Source organism: Solirubrobacter pauli (genome assembly GCF_003633755.1).
In the GTDB taxonomy this organism is placed as follows: Bacteria; Actinomycetota; Thermoleophilia; order Solirubrobacterales; family Solirubrobacteraceae; genus Solirubrobacter; species Solirubrobacter pauli.
The window spans coordinates 3,364,609-3,384,138 of record NZ_RBIL01000001.1; the positions used below are offsets into that span (position 1 = coordinate 3,364,609).

Consider the following 19,530-nt stretch of genomic DNA (forward strand, 5'->3'; position numbering starts at 1 on the left):
GGTGTATATATGTTTTGTGTAACACCAACGATCTTTTGAGGGTCACACATGCATCTGCTCCACATCGACTCGTCCTTCCAAGGCGAGCGCTCGGTCAGCCGTGCCCTGAGCGCCCGTGCGGCGCAGCGCTGGCAGGCGCTGCACCCCGACGGCACGGTCACCTACCGCGACTTCCACGCCGATCCGCTCCCCCACTACACGCTGGAAGAGGGCCCCGCCCGCAGCGTCGCGCTGATCGAGGAGGTCAAGCGGGCGGACACCGTCCTGCTCGGGCTGCCGCTCTACAACTTCGGCGCGCCGAGCACGGTCAAGGCGTGGGTGGACCACCTGATCCTCGGGGGCGAGTCGTTCGACGCGGAGACGCGCGAGCCGTTCCTGGTCGACAAGGACTTCATCGTGCTCGCCTCGCGCGGCGGCGGCTACGCGCCGGGCACGCCGCGTGACGGCTGGGACCACGCCGAGACCTGGCTCCCGCACGGCATCAGCCTCACCGGGCTCGAGCCGCGCTTCATCACGGCGGAGCTCACGCTGGCGCCGGTCACGCCCGCGATGGCCGAGCTGATCCCGCTGGCGGAGCAGAGCCGCGCCGCCGCGGAGGCGGAGATCGACGCCCTGTGGACGCCGATCCCCGCAGCGGCCTAGGGTCGGACGTCGGCCGGCAGGACCGTGATCGGGAAGTCCTTCTTGGCCTGCATCCCGGACGTGTCCGTGACGGTCAGCTGCACGCTGTACTCACCCGGCGTGGCGAACGTGCGCTGCGGCGTCTTGCCGTACGAGGTGGTCCCGTTGGAGAACTTCCACTCGTAGGTGGCGATGTCGCAGTGCCCGAGCGCGCCGACCGTGAACGTGATCGGCGTGCCCGCCTTGCCCTGGAAGTAGTAATAGGGCGTGATGATCGGCGCCCAGTTGTTGGCCAGGATGTCGCCGAGCTGCGTGGTGTGGCCGGTGCCGACCAGGTCGAACGACGGGTTGGTCTTCACGGCCGCGCCGAAGGGCGCGTCGACCAGCGCGGGGGACTCGGCGATCCCGAGCACCGGGTCCATCAGGCCGACCTGGATCGCCGGCTGCTGCGTCACCGCCACCTTCGGCGTGTAGTGCAGCGCGTGCAGGCGGTAGGAGGCCGCCGCGCCGACCGGCGCGCACGGCACGTCGATCTTCTCGTAGCCGAACGTGGGCGCCAGGGACAGGCCGGACGCGGCCGACGACGGCGTGCCCGCGACCGAGAACGTGCGGTTGGTGACGACACCCTCGGGCGTGATCGAGAACTTCGCCTTCAGCACCACCTTCACGTAGGGGCTGGCCGGGATGCCCGGCGTCTTGACGAGCGTGAGCGCGGGCGACTGCGCGGTGCACTCGTACGCGCCGCCGACGAGCTTCGGCATGCAGAACGCCTCGTCGGAGACGTTCTTGGTCGCGAACGCGCCGCCCGCGAGGTCGCCGACGTCGACGCGGCCGCTGACCTTCCACGAGACGGTCAGCTCGCCCGACTGCAGCGGCGAGTTGCGCGCGACGGTCAGCGTCTCGCCCTGGCGGACGTTCGTGCTGTCCCAGCCGACGACCGTGGAGAGCTCGCCCTTCCAGCTCGCCTTGGCGGCCACGTCGACGTCGAACTCGGCGATCTTGAAGGCGTCGTGCCCACCGATGTGGTAGCTGCCGATGCTCTCGGTCTCCGACTGCAACGTGTGGGTGTACATCTCGGCCTTGGAGGCGGCCGAAGCCATGCCGGGCACAGCGAGCGAGGCCGCCGCGGCGAGGCCCAGCGCGAGGAGCGTCTTCATTGGGGTCCTTCCCTTGGGGAGTTCGATTGCGGGGCGGAGCCTCCAAGGGAGCTGGGTGAGCGCACATCACCCACCCCACCGAATCACCCAGGGCGATCTACAGCAGGCCCAGCTCGCGCCCGCGCGCGACGGCGTCGGCGCGGCTCGACACGCCGAGCTTGCGGAAGACGGTCTTCGTGTGCGTCTTGACGGTGTTGAAGGAGACGAACAGCTCCGCGCCGATCTCGCGCTGGGAGAGGTCGCCGGCGAGCAGCCGCAGCACGTCCAGCTCGCGCTCGCTGAGGTCTCCGTCGACCCGTTCGCGCGTGACCGGCGCGGCGAGCTGGAGCGTGCGCTCGAGCGCCGCCAGCCGCTCGCTCAGCGCGCCGGGGTCGGGCGCCGTCGCCAGGACCGTGCGGGCGTCGCGGGCCAGCGCGCGGGCGCCCGCCGTGTCGCGCCGGCGGCGCCGGCACGCCGCGTGGGTCAGCAGCGCGTGCGCGTGGTCCAGCGGCCAGCGGGCCCGCGCCGCGAGCACCGCCGCACGCGCGTAGGACGCCTCGGCCGCGTCGAGGTCGCCGCGCGCCTCGGCCAGCATCCCCGCGCCCGTGTGCGTGAGCGAGGCCGTCGGCGACTCCACGAACCCGCTGTCCTCGATGAGCCGCTCGGCGTCGGCGATCAGCACGGCCGCGGCCTCCGTCTCGCCCGCCTCCAGCCGCACCACGGCCAACGTGCCGAGCGTCGTCAGGCGCATCTGCGGCGCCGGGGCGTGCTCGAGCATCCGCCGCGTCGGCTCGAGCACCTCGGCCGCGCCCGTCCCGTCACCGGCGAAGGCGCGGGCCGCGCCCAGCAGCATGCCCGCGAGCGCCTTCGCGGCCGGCGCCTCCTCGTCGACGGCCGAGCCGGCGAGCGCGGCCGTCCGGCCGACGTCGCCGCGCATGTAGGCGAGCGACGCGCGCGTGAGCGCGACCTTGCCCTCGAGCGTGCCGAACGCGTCCGGCGCGACGCCGCGCAGGGGGTGGCGCTCGGCGGCGTCGAGCACCGGCTCGGCCGCGTCGAAGCGCCCCGACAGCATCAGCGTCCACGCCCGCGCGACGCACAGCCGCGCGTCGGCCTGCACCACCGCCTCGCCGAGCCCGTCGAGCCAGCGCTCGACCGTGCGCGGCCCGCCCTGCAGGAACGGGTGCCAGTGGGCGGCGATCATGTCGCTCGCGGTCTCGACCTCGCCGGCGGCGATCGCGTGCACGATCGCGTCGTCCACGTCTCCCGCACGCCAGTGCCAGGCCGAGGCGCGTGCGTGCAGGTCACGCACCGCGTCGCCCTCGCGGCGGCCGAGCTCGGAGCGCAGCAGGTCCCGCAGCAGGTGGTGGTAGCGGTACCAGTGCCCGCGCTCGTCGAGCGCGACCACGAACAGGTTCGAGCGGTAGGCCTCGTCGAGCAGCGCGCCCGCGTCGGGGTCGCCGACGACCGCCTCGCACAGCGGCGCGCACATGCGCTCGAGCACGGAGGTCCGCAGCAGGAACTCGCGCAGGCGCTCGGGCACCGCGTCGATCACCTCGCCGAGGAAGTCGCCGATCTGGCGGTCGTCGCCGGACAGCTCGCGCACGTACGCGCCGCGGTCGGCTCGCGTGCGCAGCGAGAGCGCGGCGAGCTGCAACCCGGCCGGCCAGCCCTCCGTGCGCTCCTGCAGCCGCGCGACGTCCTCGTCGTCCAGCCCGAGCGCGAGCGAGCCGTTGAGCAGCGTGGCCGCCTCGGCGCCATCGAAGCGCAGGTCGTCGGCGCGGATCTCCACGAGCTGTCCGGCGGCACGCAGCTTGGGCAGCGAGAGCGGCGGCTCGGTGCGGCTGGCGACCGCGAGCTGCAACGTCCGCGGCGCGTGCTGGACGAGGTACGCGAGCGACGCGTGCACGAGCTCGTCGCGGATCGCGTGGTAGTCGTCGAGGACGAGCACGACCGGCGCCTCCAGCTCGGCCAGCTCGTTGATCAGCCGCGGCAGCACGACGTCGATCAGCGCCGGCCCGGCGTTCGGCAGCGCCGCGAGCGTCCCGCCGCCGAAGCCCGGCGCGACCGTCCGCAGCGCGCCGATCACGTAGCTCCAGAACCGCACCGGGTCATCGTCGGTCGGGTCGAGCGAGACCCACGCGAACGGCCGGTGCTTGCGCTCCGCGATCCGCCACTGCGACAGCAGCGTCGTCTTCCCCCAGCCGGCCGGCGCGCACACGAGCGCGAGCCGGCCCTTGACGCCGCCGGCCAGCCGCACGACGAGGACGTCACGCGGCACGTGCCCGCGCTCGAGGTCGGGCGCGTGCAGCTTGGTCGCGACGAGGACGGGCTCGGGCAGGGTGCCTGACACGCAGGCGATCCTAAACGGGTTCAGTTGCGCGCGATCGTAGGATCGCTGTGGCATGACGACGGTCTCGGACTCGGACATCGACGTCTTCCAGGCGGCGCGGCCACGGCTGTTCGGGATCGCCTACCGGATGCTCGGCAGCCGCCAGGAGGCCGAGGAGATCGTCCAGGACGCTTGGCTGCGCTGGCAGGGCACGGACCGCGCCGCGGTGCGCGACCCCGGCGCGTTCCTGGCCACGGCCACCACGCGGCTGGCGATCAACGCCGCGCAGTCGGCGCGCGCGCGGCGCGAGACGTACATCGGGCCGTGGTTGCCCGAGCCGGTCGACACGGCCGAGGACCCGCTGCTCGGCGCGGTGCGCGGCGAGGCGCTGGAGGTCGGGGTGCTGATGCTGCTGGAGAAGCTGACGCCGACCGAGCGGGCGACGTACGTGCTGCGCGAGGCGTTCGACTACGCGTACGGCGAGATCGCGACGGCGCTGGAGATCAGCGAGGCCAACGCGCGTCAGCTCGCCGCACGTGCGCGCGGGAAGCTCGAGGGTGGGCGGCGCACGACCGCGGACGCGGAGACCCACCGGCGGCTGCTGGAGGCGATCGTGAACGCGGCGCAGGCCGGTGACGTCGAGGCGCTCGAGCGGATGCTGGCCGAGGACGTCGTCACGTACTCCGACGGTGGTGGCGTCGTGCACGCGGCGCGCAAGCCGCTGGTGGGCCGTGAGCGGGTCATCAAGGCGCTGCTCGGGTTCGCGCGCAAGTACTGGTCGGGGGCGAGCGCGTCCACGGTCGATGCCAACGGGCAGCCGGGGATCGTCGTCGAGAGCGGGGAAGGCGAGGTCATCACCTTCGCCGCCATCACGGCGACCGGCGACGGCGTCGAGCAGCTGCTGTTCGTCGTCAACCCGGACAAGCTGAAATTCCCTGTCACGCCCTGACGAGGTCGCCGGTCTAAGCCTTCCATGAAGATCGTCATCATCGGAGGCACCGGCCAGATCGGCTCCAAGCTCGTCGACCAGCTCACCGCGCAGGGCCACGAGGCCATCGCCGCGGCGCCGTCCACGGGCGTCAACACGCTCACGGGCGAAGGCCTCGCCGACGTGCTCGCCGGCACGGAGGTCGTCGTCGACGTCACCAACGCGCCGTCGTGGGAGGACCAGGCCGTCCTGGACTTCTTCACGACCTCGACGCGCAACCAGCTCGCCGCGGAGGCCGAGGCGGGCGTGCGCCACCACGTCGCGCTCTCGATCGTCGGCTCGCGCAAGATGGCCGACAGCGGCTACATGCGCGCGAAGATCGCCCAGGAGGACTTGATCATCGACGGGCCGACCCCGTACACGATCGTCCACGCGGCGCAGTTCTTCGAGTTCGTGCCGTGGATCGCCCAGGCCTCGACGGGTGAGGACGGCAAGGTGCGCGTCTCGCCGCGGCTGTTCCAGCCGATCGCGGTCGACGACGTCGTCGACTACCTCGCGCGGGTCGCGACGGGCGAGCCGGCGGGCGCGGTCGAGATCGCCGGGCCGGACAAGCTCGGGATCGACGCGGCCGTGCGCGCCGCGGTGCCGGACGCGGACGTCGTGTCCGACCCGGCCGCCGGCTACTTCGGCGCGGACGTGGACGACGAGTCGCTCACGGCCGGCGCAGGCGCGTGGCTCGGGAAGCGCCGCTTCGCGGACTTCGTCGCGCGCTGACGCGGAGGCGTAACGTCCGCGGCCATGCTCAAAACGGGGCTGGTCGTGATCGCGTTGTCGCTGCTGTTGGCCGCGCCCGCGGGCGCGGCCGACCGCTACTCGTTCGCCGGCGGCTGCTACGCCGTCGGCGGTCTCGCCGGCGCGGAGCAGGTGCGGATGCAGGCCACGGCGCTCGGCCGCTACCTGCTCTACCGGCCCGACGGCACGTACGTCACGCCCGGCGGGATCTCGGCCACGCCCGCCGACTGGGGCATGGGCGCGGACGCGCGGACGCTCGACGGCGTCCCGGTCACGATCACCCCCGCGAGCGGCTGCGCCGCGTTCCCCGAGGCGCCGCTGAACGCCACCGGCACGCCGTCCAAAGGCGCGACCGAGTTCGGCCGCGTCGGCGGCGTGGTCGACGGCCACATGCACTGGATGACGTACGAGTACTTCGGCGGGCGCTTCCACTGCGGCAAGCCGTGGGACTCGTTCGGGATCACGTACGCGCTGCCCGACTGCGCCGCGATCGAAGGGCCCGGCGGCACGGCCGCGGTCTTCCAGAACTTCCTCAACTACGGCAATCCGGCACAGGCGCACGACACGCGCGGCTACCCCTACCTGACCGAGACCAAGGCGACCAACCTCACGCGCGAGGGCACGTACTGGCGCTGGGTGCAGCGCGCCTGGATGGCCGGCCTGCGGCTGATGGTCATGGGCGTCAATGAGAACCGCGTCCTCTGCACGCTCCAGCCGGTCAAGGTCACCGACTGCGACGAGATGGCGACCGTGCACCGCGGCCTCGACGACATCCACCGGCTGCAGGACTACGTCGACGCCCAGGCCGGCGGGCCGGGCAAGGGCTTCTTCCAGGTCGTCACCGACCCCTACGAGGCCCGGCGGGTGATCAACCGCGGGCAGATGGCGGTCGTGCTCGAGATCGAGATCTCCGAGCCGTTCGGCTGCCGCGGCTGGACGGTGCGCTCGTGCGACCGCGCGCAGATCGACCGCGAGCTCGCCGACCTCCACCGGCGTGGTGTGCGCTCGGCGCTGCTGCTGAACAAGTACGACAACCCGCTCACCGGCGTGCGCTTCGACAGCGGCGCGCAGGGCGCGCTGATCAACGTCGGCAACCTCGCGAGCGCGGGCTCCTTCTGGAGCGCGAAGACGTGCACCGGCCCGCTCGCCGACAACCCGATCGCCACCGCGGACCCGGGTCTCCTGACCGGCATCAGCGGGCTGCTGGGGATCACGCTGCCGCCCCCGCCGCTGTATCCGAAGGCGCCCCACTGCAACACGCGCGGGCTGACCGACCTCGGCGAGCACGTGGTCACGTCGATGATGGACAAGCGGATGATCGTCAACCCCGACCACATGAGCCAGGCGGCCGTGGACGCGACGCTCACGCTGCTCGAGCGGCGCGGCTACTCGGGCGTGATCTCCCCGCACGGCTGGATGGACCCCGGCAACTGGCCGCGCCTGTGGAAGCTCGGCGGGCTCGCGTTCCCCGGGCACTCCGACGCGGCCCGGTACGTCGAGGACTGGCAGCGATACCGACCGCGCTCGACGCCGTACGAGCTCGGCTGGGGCTTCGGTGCCGACCTCGGCGGGCTCTCCACGCAACCCGGCAAGGGCGGGCTCACGTACCCCTTCAAGTCGCTGGACGGCGCGGTCACGTTCGACCGCCAGACGACCGGGCAGCGCACGTTCGACTACGCGGCCGAGGGCGTCGCCACCTACGGGCAGTACGCGGACTGGCTGGCGGACCTCAAGCGCGTGGGCGGCGACCAGCTCGCGGACGACCTGTGGGACGGCGCCGAGGCGTACCTGCAGATGTGGGAGCGCGCCGACGGCGTGCCCACCGGCGGGTGCGCCGCGCGCACGCAGGGGCTGACGAAGCGGCTCAAGCTCGGCGCGAGCTGGACCGGCGTGTTGCGCGGGACCGGCCAGCCGCAGCAGCGCGACCGCGCGTGGAGCTGGTGCGTGAAGGGCACGGGCAACCCGCGCGCGGCCGACGTGGCCGTGTTCGGCGACGACGGGCGCGTGGCGGTCGTCGGCTCGACCGCGCAGGGCCGCAGGTCGGCCGGCGTGGCGGTCGGGCGGCGCGTGGGCGGCAAGCCGCGGATCGTGATCGACGGGCGGCGGGCGTACGCGGTGCGCGGCGGGCGCGTGCGGGCGGTGGCGGTGGCGACCAGGGCGTTCGCACGCGACCGCACGGCGCTGCGGGCGGCGGTGCGCGCGGTGAGCGCGGCGCGCGCGACCCAGTCGCGGCCGGCGTTCGTGGCGGGCGCGAAGGCGGCCACGGCACCCACGGGGCGGACGCTCGCGGGGAGCGGAAATCCGGTGGATGACGCCGCGCTGACACTGCTCTGCAAGCTCGTCGGCGCGTAGCTATATTCGCCGCCGTGTCCGAGTCCAAAGAGCGTGCGTTCGCACTCATCCGCCAGTGGGGCGACCCCGTGCTGCGCGAGCGCGCGCGCCCGGTCGAGGCGTTCGACGCGGCCTTCGCCCAGCACGTCGCGGAGCTGGAGGAGATCATGCGCGCCGCGGACGGCGCCGGGCTCGCCGCGCCCCAGGTCGGGTCCCTGCGGCGCGTGTTCGTCTACCGCCTGCCCGACGACGCCGAGGACGCGCCCGCCCGCGTGGTCGTGAACCCGACGATCGTGTCCAACGGCGACGAGCGCGAGTCCGTGCTCGAGGGATGCCTGTCGCTCGGCAAGGCGCAGGTGCACGTCTCGGTCGAGCGGCCCGTGGAGATCGTCCTGGAAGGCCAGGACGCGCACGGCGAGCCGCTCCGGCTCGAGGTCTCCGGCCTGCACGCACGGATCCTCCAGCACGAGACCGACCACCTGGACGGCGTGCTGATGCTCGACCGCACGCTGCCCGAGCACAAGCGCGCCGCGATCCGCGCGCTGAACGCGGGGGAGGCCTGGCGTCCCCCGCGCCCCGACGACGAAGACGAAGTCGACGCTTAGAGGACGATCGGCTCGCCGATCGGCGCCCAGCGGAAGCGCTGCAGCGTGTCGGCCGGTGCCTGCGCGACGGCCTGCTCCACGCCCAGCTTGCCGTCGCGGAAGTGCTTCCAGCCCTCGTAGTGGATCGGCACCGCGACCCGCGGCTCGAGCAGCTTCGTCAGCTCGACCGCGTCGTGGCCGGTCATCGTGTAGCGCGCTGGGCCGGTGACCGGGAACTGCACGCCGCCGACGTGCAGGACCGCGATGTCCACGTCCAGCCGCTGGGCGACCGACTTGACGCCGTCGTAGAGGACGGTGTCGCCGCTGAACCACAGGATGCCCTCGCCCCAGTCGAGCGCGAAGCCGATCACGTCGCCGACGATCGGGTGGCTGAGCGGCGGGCCGTGGCGGCAGGGCGTGGCGGTGACCTTGATCGTCGGCGAGCCGGGCTTGGCCAGCTCGGTCGTCTGCCAGTCGGTGAGCCCGCGCGTGGCGCCGCCGAGCCGCCGCGCGCCCGACGCGGTGGTGATCACGGTCCCGGCCTGCGGCAGGAACGCGCGTCCGGCGGCGTCGAGGTTGTCCTCGTGGTGGTCGTGCGTGAGCAGGACCGCGTCGATCGGGCCGAGGTCGGCCGGGGCGATCGCCGGGCCGGTCGTCTTCGTCGAGCCGGTGCCCCAGCCGAACTTGTACGTTCCGCCGGCGGGATCGAACGTCGGGTCGGTGAGGATCCGCCAGCCGGCGACTTCGACCAGGGCGGTCGGTCCGCCGATGTGCGTGAACGTGACCACGCGCGGAAGATAAAGGTGCCAGGCACTTTAAGGTCGGTCGGCGCGTTGCACCGCGCTTAAGGCTGCGCTCGTACGATCGGTTTCCAGTGTTCCGCGAAGACACGACAGGACGGCATCGGCACGCCATCGGCGTCGCTGTCCGCGTGCCTGAGGGCGAGTACGGCAGCGGCGTCCCGGAGACCGTGGTCCACCCGGCCATGACGGCTCGCATGCTCGTCCGCGTGGACAACCGCTCGGACGCCGCCGAGCGGCTCGAGCTGACCGTCGAGGGCATGCCCGCCGGCTGGGCCGAGGTCTTCCCCCGCACCGTCCAGGTGCCCGCGGGCGAGCAGCGCGAGGCCGAGGTCACCGTGCAGGTCCCGCATGCGGCCGAGTTCAAGGCCGCCGAGTGGCCGCTCCGCGTCGTCGCCTTCGCGCGCGGCCGCCGCGTCGGCTCGGCCGCCGCGCGCGTCCGCGTCGCCCCGCACGCGGTCGTCTCGCTCGAGCTGCGCCCGAGCGAGCTGCGCGCCCGCCGCCGCGCACTCGCCGAGGTCCGCGTCCGCAACGAGGGCGACGCGCCCGCGGACGTCGAGCTGAGCGCCGCCGTCCGCGCGCTCGCCGACGCCGATGGCCACCACGCGGCCCACGGCCGCGGACGCCACGCGGGCACCGGCCGCGACCGCCACGGTGCGGAGACCGCCCACGACCGCGCCGGCCGCCACGGTGCCGACGCCGCCCATGGCCGCGACGCCGCCCACGGCCGCGACGCGGCCCTCGGCCGTGAGGCCGGCCGCGGCCCCGATGCCGGCCACGGCCGCGACGGCGACGCCGGCGGCCGCGCCGACTCGTCCGCTGCGTTCGAGCGCCCCGGCCAGGCCCCGATCGCGTGCGCGCTCTCGCCCTCCCGGGTGCACGTCGCGCCCGGCGAGGAGGTCGTCGCCCGGCTCGAGATCCGCGGCCCGCGGCACTGGCTGCGGCGCGGCGAGCCCGTGCCCGTCACGGTCGTCACCCGCGGCGCACGGGCCGACGGCACGTTCCGCCCGCGGCCCATGGTGCCCAAGTGGGCGGTGGTCCTGCCGCTGATCGCCGCGGCCGTCGGCGTCTGGCTGGCCACGCGGCCCGACGGGATCTCCGTCCCGCAGGTGACCGGCCTCTCGGTGCCCGAGGCGCGCGAGAAGCTGCGCGAGGCCGGGCTGCGGCCCAAGCAGTCGCGGCTGCCCGCCCCGGCGGCGGAGGCGTCCGAGGCCCGCGGCGTCGTCAGCCAGAACCCGCCGCCCGGCACGCAGATCGCCGACGGCGGCGACGTGACCATCTCCTTCTACGGCGGCGAGGGCGCCGGCACGGTCGCGCCGGAGGTCACCGCCGCGCAGGTCGCTCCGGCCGCTCCGGCCGACCAGCAGGCGCCGGTGATCGCCTACACGCGCGCGAACCGCGTCTACGTCCAGTTCCCGGGCGAGAGCGAGAGCGCGGTCGGCGGCACGGTCGGCGAGCTCAGCGGCGACCCCGCTTGGGACCCGCGCACCGGCGAGCTGGCGTACGTGCGCCGCGCGGCCGCGTCCTCGGCCGCGGAGGTCGTGGCCGTGGACCCGCACGCGCCGGGCACGCCGCGCTCACTCATCCAGGGCGGCGGCTCGTACGTGAGCCCGGCGTTCGCACCCGACGGCACGCGCCTCGCGGTCATCGCCGAGGACGGCACCGGCTACGGCGGCTCGCTGTGCGTCGTCGTCCCGCCGGCGCTCGCCCCGCGCTGCCAGCACGACCCCGACTGGCGCTACGGCCGGCCCACCTACGGCGCCGACGGCGCGCTCTACGCGCTCCGGCGCAGCACCGCGACCACGCGCGAGGGCGGCTGGGACGAGCTCGTGCGCGTCAACGCCGACCTCGTGCCCGAGGGCGAGCCACTCGTCCGCGGCGACCTGCGCGCGGTGGCCGCCGGGCGCGACGGGGGCTTCGCCGTCCTGAGCCGTCGCGCGGGCGACGCGGGCTACCACGCCGAGGTGCTGTCGCCGGCCGGCGCGGCGATGGCCGTGCAGGCCACGGACACGTCGTCGTGCGACGTCGCCTGGAGCGGCGGCGCCCTGATCGTCAGCACCGGCGCGTGCGACACCGGGTCCGAGCAGATCCTGCGCCTGGACCCGGCGAACCTGGACGCGTCGGCGACGAAGCTGCTCGACGGAGGAGAACCGGCCCTGGTGGGGTAGGTTGCGGCGATGACCGCGATGGTCTTCGCCGCCGAGCAGGTCCGGGGCGTCCTCGAAGGCGCGCCGCAGCCTGACGCCGTCGCCGCGCGCCAGATGCAGGCGCTCTCGCTGGCGGTGCATATCCCGCTGGTGTGCTTCGGGATCGCGTTCCCGGCGATGTTCCTGTTCGTGGAGGGCCTGTACCTGCGGACCGGGGACCCCGTCTACAAGGCGCTGGCGAAGCGCTGGTCGAAGGTGGCGCTGATCATCTTCGCCACGGGTGTCGTAACGGGGACCATCCTGTCGTTCGAGTTCGGACTGCTGTGGCCGGACTTCATGGCGACGTTCGGCGAGGTGTTCGGCGTCGCGTTCGGCCTCGAGGGCATCTCGTTCTTCCTCGAGGCGATCTTCATCGCGATCTACGTCTACGGCTGGGACCGGCTCCCGCGCCGGGCGCACATCCTCACCGGCGTCCCGATCATCATCACCGGCGCCACCGGCAGCGCGTTCGTCATCTCCGTCAACGGCTGGATGAACGACCCGCAGGGCTTCGAGGTCGTCAACGGCCAGGTCGTGGACCCGGTGCCCTTCTCGGCGCTGCTCAACGGCCACGTCGCGCACGAGCTCGTGCACATGTACCTGGCGGGCTACCTGGTCACGGGCTTCCTGCTCGCCGCCTACTACGCGCGCCGGTGGCTGAAGGGCAATCACAGCCGCTACACGCGGACCGCGCTGGTCGTGCCGCTCACGTTCGCCGCGCTCGCCGCGCCGATCCAGGTCGTCGTCGGCGACTGGGCGGGCCGCAAGGTCGCCGAGAACCAGCCCGTCAAGCTCGCCGCCTTCGAGGGCGTCTACCGGACCGAGGAGGGCGCCGCGTTCCACATCGGCGGCTTCTACGACTCGGGCCGCAACGAGGTGCGGTTCGGCATCAAGATCCCGTACCTGCTCTCGATCCTCGCCCACCACAACCCGACCGCCGAGGTGATCGGCCTCGAGAGCGTCCCGCCCGAGGACCGCCCGCCGGTGAACATCGTGCGCACCGCGTTCCAGACGATGATCGCGATCGGCACCTTCCTGGCCGCGCTCGGCGTGTTCTTCATCTTCATCTGGCTGCGCAAGCGCCGATTGCCGGCGTCGAAGTGGTTCTTCCGCGCGCTGCTCGTCGCCGGTCCGCTGTCGGTGGTCGCGCTCATCTCCGGCTGGATCACCACCGAGGTCGGCCGCCAGCCGTGGATCGTCTACCGGTTCATGCGCACCGAGGACGCGGTCACGTCCGCGAGCAACCTGGAGATCGCCTACGTAGCGCTGGTCGCCGTGTACGTGCTGCTGTTCGGCTCGGTGATCTGGTTGCTGCGCCGGCTTGCGGCACGCCCGCCCGAAGCGGAGCTCGAGCACCATGGCTGAGATCTGCGCCGCACTCGTGATCCTCGGCGTGACCGCCTACGCCGTGTTCGGCAGCGCTGACTTCGGCGCCGGCTTCTGGGACCTGACCGCCGGCGGCGCCGAGCGGGGCGGCCGCATGCGGGGCATGATCCAGCGCTCGATGAGCCCGGTGTGGGAGGCCAACCACGTGTGGCTGATCTTCGTGCTGGTGATGGTCTGGACGGCGTTCCCGGTGGCGTTCGGCTCGCTGATGTCGACCCTGTCGATCCCGCTCTTCCTCGCCGCGCTCGGCGTGATCTTCCGCGGGATGGCGTTCGCGCTCCGCGGCCAGGCCGCGACGATCAACGAGGCGCGCGTGCTCGGCGCCGTGTTCGCCCTCTCGTCCGTGCTCATCCCGTTCTTCTTCGGCGCGGCGATCGGCGGCGTCGCGAGCGGGCGCGTCCCGGTCGGCAACGCGGCCGGGGACCTGATCGACTCGTGGTTGAACCCGACGTCGATCGCGATCGGCGTCGTCGCCATCCTCACCGGCGCGCACCTCGCCGCCGTCTTCCTCACCGGTGACGCCAAGCGCGCCGACCTGCCGGACATGGTCGCGGCCTTCCGCAAGCGCGCGATCGGCTCGGGGATCGCCGCCGGCGCCGTCGCGCTGGTCAGCCTGTTCGTGGTCCGCTCGGACGCGCGTGACCTCTACGACGGCCTGACGTCCGGCGACGGCCTGGTCGCGGTGCTCGGCTCCGCGCTGTTCGGCCTGCTGACGATCGTGCTCGTCGCGGTCGGCCGCTACGGCCCGGCCCGGTTCGCGGCGGCCGCCGCCGTAGGCGCGATGACGATCGGCTGGGCGCTCGCGCAGGACCCGTACATCCTTCCCGGCGCGCTGACGCTCGACGACGCCGCCGCGAGCGACACAACCCTGACCGCGCTGGTGGTCAGCGTCGGCCTCGGCATGCTCGTATTGGTGCCATCGCTGTGGTGGCTGTACCGACTCGTCCTGCGGGGGACGCTCGACCAGGAGTACGAGCCCCTCGACCAGCGCTTCCGGCCGGTGGACTCATGAAGCTGATGTTCGCCTGCCTCATCCTGGGGCTGCCGCTGATGCTGCTGTTCGAGAACACGTTCACCCGCATCGCCGGCGTGCTGCTGTGCCTCGGGTTCATCATCTCCGGGGTGTTCGTCATTGCCAACCCGGAGGACCTGGGTAGGGAACCCGAGTGAGCTCCCGTCCGAAAGGCTTCAAGCGGCTCCGTGAGCTGCCCGTGGTCGGCAAGGCCATGGACTGGGGGATGGGCTCCGCGGCCGCGGCGGACACGACGCGCAAGGCGGGCTCGCGGATCGCCGGGCTGAAGGTGACCGAGTCGATCTGCCCGTACTGCGCGGTCGGCTGCGGCCAGCTCGTCTACACGCGCGACGGCGAGCTCGTCGACATCGAGGGCAACCCGAACTCGCCGATCAGCCAGGGGACGTTGTGCCCCAAGGGCTCGGCGTCCCGCCAGCTCATCCAGCAGCCCGGGCGGCTGACCAAGATCCGCTACCGGCGCCCGGGCGGCACCGAGTGGGAGGAGCTGGACCTCGAGACGGCGATGGACATGATCGCCGAGCGCGTGATCGCCGCCCGCGAGAACCACTGGCAGTCCCACGACGAGCAGGGGCGCCGCGTGGACCGCACGCTCGGCTTCGCGCACCTGGGCGGCGCGACGCTCGACAATGAGGAGAACTACCTCATCAAGAAGCTCTTCACCGCCGTCGGCGCGCTGCAGATCGAGAACCAGGCGCGCATATGACACTCCTCCTCGGTCCCCGGTCTGGGGACCTCGTTCGGCCGCGGCGCGGCAACCAACTACCAGCAGGACTTCCAGAACGCCGACTGCATCTGGATCCAGGGGTCTGGGCTCATGGAGGCCCATCCGGTCGGGTCCCGCTGGGCCATGAAGGCGCGTGAGCGTGGCGCCACGCTGATCCACGTCGACCCGCACTTCAGCCGGACGAGCGCCGTGTCGAACATGCACGTCCCGATCCGCGCCGGGTCCGACATCGCGTTCCTGGGCGGCCTGATCCGCCACATCATCGAGACCAAGTCGTACTTCGAGGAGTACGTCGTCAACTACACGAACGCGCCGCACCTCGTGCGCGAGGACTTCAAGGACACGGAGGATCTCGAGGGCCTGTTCTCGGGCTTCGACCCCGAGAAGGGCACCTACGACCGCACCACGTGGTTGTTCGAGGGCATGGAGCCTCCGGGCAAGACCTCGAGCGCCGAGGTCCAGTCCACGCAGGCGTTCACCGACCGCACGCAGGCGGGCGAGACGCTCGAGCAGGTGCCCAACGACCCGACGCTCCAGCATCCGCGCTGCGTGTTCCAGGTGCTACGCCGCCACTACTCGCGCTACACGCCCGAGATGGTGTCGAAGGTCTGCGGCATCCCGGAGGACCAGTTCCTGAAGGTGGCCGAGACGCTGATCGCCAACTCGGGTCGCGAGCGGACGACGATGCTCGCCTACGCCGTGGGCTGGACCCAGCACACCGCCGGCGTCCAGATGATCCGCGCGGGGTCGATCGTGCAGCTGCTGCTCGGCAACATCGGGCGCCCGGGCGGCGGGATCATGGCCATGCGCGGCCACGCGTCGATCCAGGGCTCCAGCGACATCCCCACCCTGTACGACCTGCTGCCGGGCTACCTCCCGATGCCGCGCGCCACCGAGCACGACCAGACGCTCGCCGAGTACGTGGAGGCGGGCGGCAAGAAGAGCGGCTGGTGGTCGCACTTCGACGAGTACATCATCAGCCTCCTGAAGGCCTGGTTCGGCGACGCCGCGACCGCGGAGAACGACTACGGGTTCGGCCACCTGCCCAAGCTCACCGGCAACCACTCCCACTACGTGACGACGTTGCGGGCGCTGGACGGCGGGCTGGACGGCCTGTTCGTGATGGGCCAGAACCCGGCCGTCGGCTCCCAGCACGCGGGCCTGCAGCGAAGGGCGCTGGCCAAGATGAAGTGGCTGGTGGTCCGCGACCTCGCCGACCTGGAGACCGCCTCGTTCTGGAAGGACTCGCCGGAGATCCGCTCGGGGGAGATGAAGCCCGAGGACATCCAGACCGAGGTCTTCCTGATGCCCGCGGCCGGCCACGTGGAGAAGGAAGGGCACTTCACGAACACGCAGCGGCTGCTGCAGTGGCGCGACAAGGCGCTGGACCCGCCGGGCGACGCCCGCTCGGAGCTGCACTTCACCTACCACCTCGGCAAGCGCATCAAGGCGCACTACGCCGACTCCGAGCGCGCCCGCGACTGGCCGATCCGCAACCTCACCTGGGACTACGCCGAGCACGGCGTGCACGACGAGCCCAACGCCGAGGACGTGCTGCGCGAGATCAACGGCTACGACCTCACGACGGGCAAGCTGCTCAACGGGTTCGGCGAGATGCGCAACGACGGCACGACGTCGAGCGGCTGCTGGATCTACTCCGGCTGCTTCGCCGACAACGTCAACCAGCCGCGCCGGCGCAACCCGGGCGACCTGGACGCGCCCGGCGGCTCGGTCTCACCCGAGTGGGGCTGGGCGTGGCCGGCGAACCGCCGCATCCTCTACAACCGCGCGTCTGCCGACCCGTCCGGGAAGCCGTGGTCCGAGCGCAAGAAGCTCGTGTGGTGGGACGAGGAGCAGGGCAAGTGGGCCGGCTACGACGTGCCCGACTTCCCACCCGACAAGCGACCGGACTACGAGCCGAACCCGGACGCGGAGGGCATGGAAGCGATCCCCGGCAGCGCGCCGTTCATGATGATGCCGGACGGCCGCGGCGCGCTGTTCTCGCCCAGCGGCCCGTTGGACGCGCCGATCCCGACGCACTACGAGCCGCTCGAGTCACCGGTGCCCAACGAGCTCTATCCCAAGCTGGGGGCGAACCCGCTCGGCATCACGTGGGTGCGTCCCGAGAACCCGCTGGTCGAGGAGAACGACGACCGCTACCCGCTCGTCGCCTCGACGTTCCGGCTCACCGAGCACCACACGGCCGGGCCGATGAGCCGCAACCTGCCGTGGCTGGCCGAGCTGCAACCCGAGATGTTCGCCGAGATCGATCCGGTGCTCGCGCGCGAGCGCGGCATCGTCGACGGCGAGTGGATGGTGATCGAGACGCCGCGCGCGGAGATCGAGGCGCGGGCCAAGGTCACCAACCGCGTGCAGCCGCTGCGCATGGGGGAGCGGACCATCCACCAGGTCTGCCTGCCGTGGCACTGGGGCACGTTCAAGACCAACCCGCAGGGGGTCACGGGCGACACGGTCAACGACTTGATCGCCATCTCCGGCGACCCGAACACGACGATCCACGAGTCCAAGGCCTTCCGCTGCAACGTGCGGGCCGGTCGCCGCCAGGGCGAGAGCACCGAGCGGCTCGCGGACGTCGAGACCCACGAGGACCCGGACAGCCACCAGCGGCCGGACTTCGCGAGCAAGACCCCCCACAGCGTGCTGGGCGACGAGGAGCAGGCCTGATGGAAGTCGCCATCCAGCGACCCGAGGCCCAGCGCATGGGCTTCTTCACGGACACGACGGTGTGCATCGGCTGCAAGGCGTGCGAGGTCGCGTGCAAGCAGTGGAACGACCTGCCCGCGGACGAGCTGCAGCCGTCGCAGTCCTACGACGCGACGCGCTCGCTGTCGGCCTCGACGTGGCGGCACGTGCGCTTCGTCGAGACGCTGACGTTGCTCGAGCCCGAGCCCGAGCCGACGCTGAACTTCGTCGAGGCCGCGCTGGGGGCGACGCTGGACCGCTGGGTGTTCATGTCCGACGTGTGCAAGCACTGCACCAACGCCGGCTGCCTGGACGCGTGCCCGACGGGCGCGCTGATCCGCACGGAGTTCGACACCGTGATCGTCCAGCCCGACGTGTGCAACGGCTGTGGCTACTGCGTGCCGTCGTGCCCGTTCGGCGTGATCGACCGCGACCCGTACGACGGGCGCGCCGCCAAGTGCACGCTCTGCTACGACCGGCTCGAGGACGGGCTGGAGCCCGCGTGCGCGAAGGCGTGCCCGACCGACTCGATCCAGTTCGGCCCGTACGACGAGCTGGTCGAGCGCGCGGAGGCGCGCGTGGCCACGCTGCAGGAGCGCGGGCTGGAGGGGGCGTACCTGTACGGCGCCGGGGAGGGCATCGAGCCGCTCGCCGGGGGCCTCGGGGCGTTCTTCCTGCTCACCGAGCCACCCGAGCGCTACGGCCTCCCCGCCCACGCGGACTCGCCGAGCCAGCAGAACGGACCGATCGCCACCGCGGCGGGCCTGGGCGCGGCGGTCGCGGCGATCGGCGTCGCCCTCGGCAGCTTCGCCGCCGCCTACCGGAGGAAGCGTTGAGCCAGAAGAAGGGGCCGCCACCCGAGGAGGTGATGCGCCGCGAGCAGGCGGGGCGCACGCCCGAAGGGCGCGTGACGACGCCTGCCGTCGGCACCCGCGGGCAGGCCGGCGTGTGGCAGCGCGCGGGCGAGAAGGTCGCGCTCGCCAAGGAGCACTTCGGCGACTCGCGCTGGTCGTTCCTCTACGACAAGGACACGGACTACGCGTCGGCGGAGAACGGCGCCGGGCGCGCGAAGGCGGTCAAGGCCGCGCACGACGCGCGCGCCTCCGAGGAGCTGCCCGTGCCCGTCCAGGGGCCGATGATCCACGCCGCCGTGTGGACGTGGGAGGTGCCGGTCTACTTCTTCGTCGGCGGGATGGCGAGCGGCTCGGCCTTCGTCTCGGTCGCGTGCGACGCGGTCGGCGACCACGACGCCGCCGCGCTCGCCCGCAAGGTCGCGCTCGCCGCCGTCATCCCGGGCGCGCCGCTGCTGATCGCCGACCTCGGCCGCCCGGCGCGCTTCCTGAACATGCTGCGGATCTTCAAGACGCGCTCGCCGATGTCGATGGGGGCCTGGTGCCTCGTCGCGTTCTCGACGAGCGCCGCGGGCGCGGTCGCCGCGGACGTGCTCGGCTTCAAGCGGCTCGCGCGCGTGGGTGGAGGCGGGACGGCGCTGTTCGGCACCTACCTCGGCTCGTACACCGGCGTCCTGCTGGCCGCGACCGCCACGCCGCTGTGGGCCCGCTCGCGCACGCTGCTCGCGCCGATCTTCATCACCACCGCCCTGGCCTCCGGCGCCGGCGCGAACCGCCTCTTCCACCGCCACGGCCCGGCCCGCGACGCGCTCGGCCACATCGAGCTGATCGCGATGGGCTCCAAGCTCGTGCTGTCGGCGATCAACGACCGCTCGCTGGGCGAGCTCGCGGAGCCGCTCGAGGAGCACCGGATCTACAAGGTCTCCAACTGGGCGGCCCGGATCGCGGTCGCCCTGCGCCTGCTCCGTCGCGGCGGCGACCTCCCGAGCCTGCTCGTGATGCTGTCCGCGCTCTGCACCCGCATCGCCTGGGTCGAGGCGGGCGTGCACCAGGCCAAGCACGACGACACCGCGGTGGCCAAGATGGCCCGCCGCCCGTGGAACAAGCCGCGCCGGGCTTAAACGTC

The 19,530-nt window shown here is 72.6% G+C and carries 16 protein-coding genes; 13 read left to right on the forward strand and 3 right to left on the reverse strand.

Annotation, left to right across the window (positions count from 1 at the left end; translation table 11 throughout):
- The first annotated feature begins 48 nt into the window (after nucleotides 1–48).
- Nucleotides 49–642 carry an FMN-dependent NADH-azoreductase gene (locus C8N24_RS15735; RefSeq protein ID WP_121251312.1) on the forward strand — a complete coding sequence of 198 codons (594 nt, stop codon included), beginning with the start codon at nucleotides 49–51 and terminating at the stop codon, nucleotides 640–642.
- Here C8N24_RS15735 and C8N24_RS15740 read toward each other — a convergent pair.
- Complete coding sequence (locus C8N24_RS15740; protein WP_121251314.1) at nucleotides 639–1,778, reverse strand: PKD domain-containing protein; 1,140 nt, start codon at nucleotides 1,776–1,778, stop codon at nucleotides 639–641. The genes C8N24_RS15735 and C8N24_RS15740 overlap by 4 nt on opposite strands.
- Before the next feature lie 97 nt (nucleotides 1,779–1,875).
- Nucleotides 1,876–4,107: a winged helix-turn-helix domain-containing protein gene (locus tag C8N24_RS35360; RefSeq protein ID WP_121251316.1), complete on the reverse strand. Its 2,232-nt coding sequence runs from the start codon at nucleotides 4,105–4,107 to the stop codon at nucleotides 1,876–1,878.
- 52 nt (nucleotides 4,108–4,159) lie between these two features.
- Here C8N24_RS35360 and C8N24_RS15750 point away from each other — a divergent pair, with 52 nt between their 5' ends.
- From C8N24_RS15750 to def, 4 genes are read left to right on the forward strand one after another with little or no spacing between them, the layout of a single operon-like run.
- A complete protein-coding gene (locus C8N24_RS15750; protein WP_121251318.1) occupies nucleotides 4,160–5,035 on the forward strand; it encodes an RNA polymerase sigma-70 factor in 876 nt (291 codons plus the stop codon).
- Nucleotides 5,036–5,059: 24 nt separating this feature from the next.
- A complete protein-coding gene (locus tag C8N24_RS15755; RefSeq protein ID WP_121251320.1) occupies nucleotides 5,060–5,788 on the forward strand; it encodes an SDR family oxidoreductase in 729 nt (242 codons plus the stop codon).
- Between the two features lie 24 nt (nucleotides 5,789–5,812).
- Nucleotides 5,813–8,158: a Coagulation factor 5/8 type domain-containing protein gene (locus C8N24_RS15760; protein ID WP_121251322.1), complete on the forward strand. Its 2,346-nt coding sequence runs from the start codon at nucleotides 5,813–5,815 to the stop codon at nucleotides 8,156–8,158.
- A gap of 14 nt (nucleotides 8,159–8,172) precedes the next feature.
- Nucleotides 8,173–8,742 carry a peptide deformylase gene (gene def / locus C8N24_RS15765; RefSeq protein WP_121251324.1) on the forward strand — a complete coding sequence of 190 codons (570 nt, stop codon included), beginning with the start codon at nucleotides 8,173–8,175 and terminating at the stop codon, nucleotides 8,740–8,742.
- Here def and C8N24_RS15770 read toward each other — a convergent pair.
- A complete protein-coding gene (locus C8N24_RS15770) occupies nucleotides 8,739–9,509 on the reverse strand; it encodes an MBL fold metallo-hydrolase (protein WP_121251326.1) in 771 nt (256 codons plus the stop codon). The two genes, def and C8N24_RS15770, sit on opposite strands and share 4 nt — an antisense overlap.
- Before the next feature lie 86 nt (nucleotides 9,510–9,595).
- Here C8N24_RS15770 and C8N24_RS15775 point away from each other — a divergent pair, with 86 nt between their 5' ends.
- The 8 genes from C8N24_RS15775 to nrfD are packed head-to-tail and all read left to right on the forward strand — an operon-like array spanning nucleotide 9,596 to nucleotide 19,525.
- A complete protein-coding gene (locus C8N24_RS15775) occupies nucleotides 9,596–11,689 on the forward strand; it encodes a PASTA domain-containing protein (protein ID WP_121251328.1) in 2,094 nt (697 codons plus the stop codon).
- A gap of 9 nt (nucleotides 11,690–11,698) precedes the next feature.
- Nucleotides 11,699–13,072 (forward strand): cytochrome ubiquinol oxidase subunit I, encoded by a 1,374-nt coding sequence (locus tag C8N24_RS15780; RefSeq protein ID WP_245971867.1) that lies wholly within the window; start codon nucleotides 11,699–11,701, stop codon nucleotides 13,070–13,072.
- Complete coding sequence (locus C8N24_RS15785) at nucleotides 13,065–14,105, forward strand: cytochrome d ubiquinol oxidase subunit II (RefSeq protein WP_121251330.1); 1,041 nt, start codon at nucleotides 13,065–13,067, stop codon at nucleotides 14,103–14,105. Before C8N24_RS15780 ends, C8N24_RS15785 begins: the two co-directional genes overlap by 8 nt.
- A complete protein-coding gene (locus C8N24_RS33990) occupies nucleotides 14,102–14,263 on the forward strand; it encodes a hypothetical protein (RefSeq protein ID WP_170179130.1) in 162 nt (53 codons plus the stop codon). Before C8N24_RS15785 ends, C8N24_RS33990 begins: the two co-directional genes overlap by 4 nt.
- Nucleotides 14,260–14,829 carry a dehydrogenase gene (locus tag C8N24_RS15790; protein WP_245971868.1) on the forward strand — a complete coding sequence of 190 codons (570 nt, stop codon included), beginning with the start codon at nucleotides 14,260–14,262 and terminating at the stop codon, nucleotides 14,827–14,829. Before C8N24_RS33990 ends, C8N24_RS15790 begins: the two co-directional genes overlap by 4 nt.
- A gap of 21 nt (nucleotides 14,830–14,850) precedes the next feature.
- On the forward strand, nucleotides 14,851–17,535 hold the full coding sequence (locus C8N24_RS15795) for a molybdopterin-dependent oxidoreductase (protein WP_281272650.1): 2,685 nt from the start codon (nucleotides 14,851–14,853) through the stop codon (nucleotides 17,533–17,535).
- Nucleotides 17,535–18,389 carry a 4Fe-4S dicluster domain-containing protein gene (locus tag C8N24_RS15800; protein ID WP_121251335.1) on the forward strand — a complete coding sequence of 285 codons (855 nt, stop codon included), beginning with the start codon at nucleotides 17,535–17,537 and terminating at the stop codon, nucleotides 18,387–18,389. The genes C8N24_RS15795 and C8N24_RS15800 overlap by 1 nt, the downstream gene beginning before the upstream one ends.
- On the forward strand, nucleotides 18,386–19,525 hold the full coding sequence (nrfD, locus tag C8N24_RS15805; RefSeq protein WP_147447826.1) for an NrfD/PsrC family molybdoenzyme membrane anchor subunit: 1,140 nt from the start codon (nucleotides 18,386–18,388) through the stop codon (nucleotides 19,523–19,525). The genes C8N24_RS15800 and nrfD overlap by 4 nt, the downstream gene beginning before the upstream one ends.
- Nucleotides 19,526–19,530 lie beyond the last annotated feature (5 nt).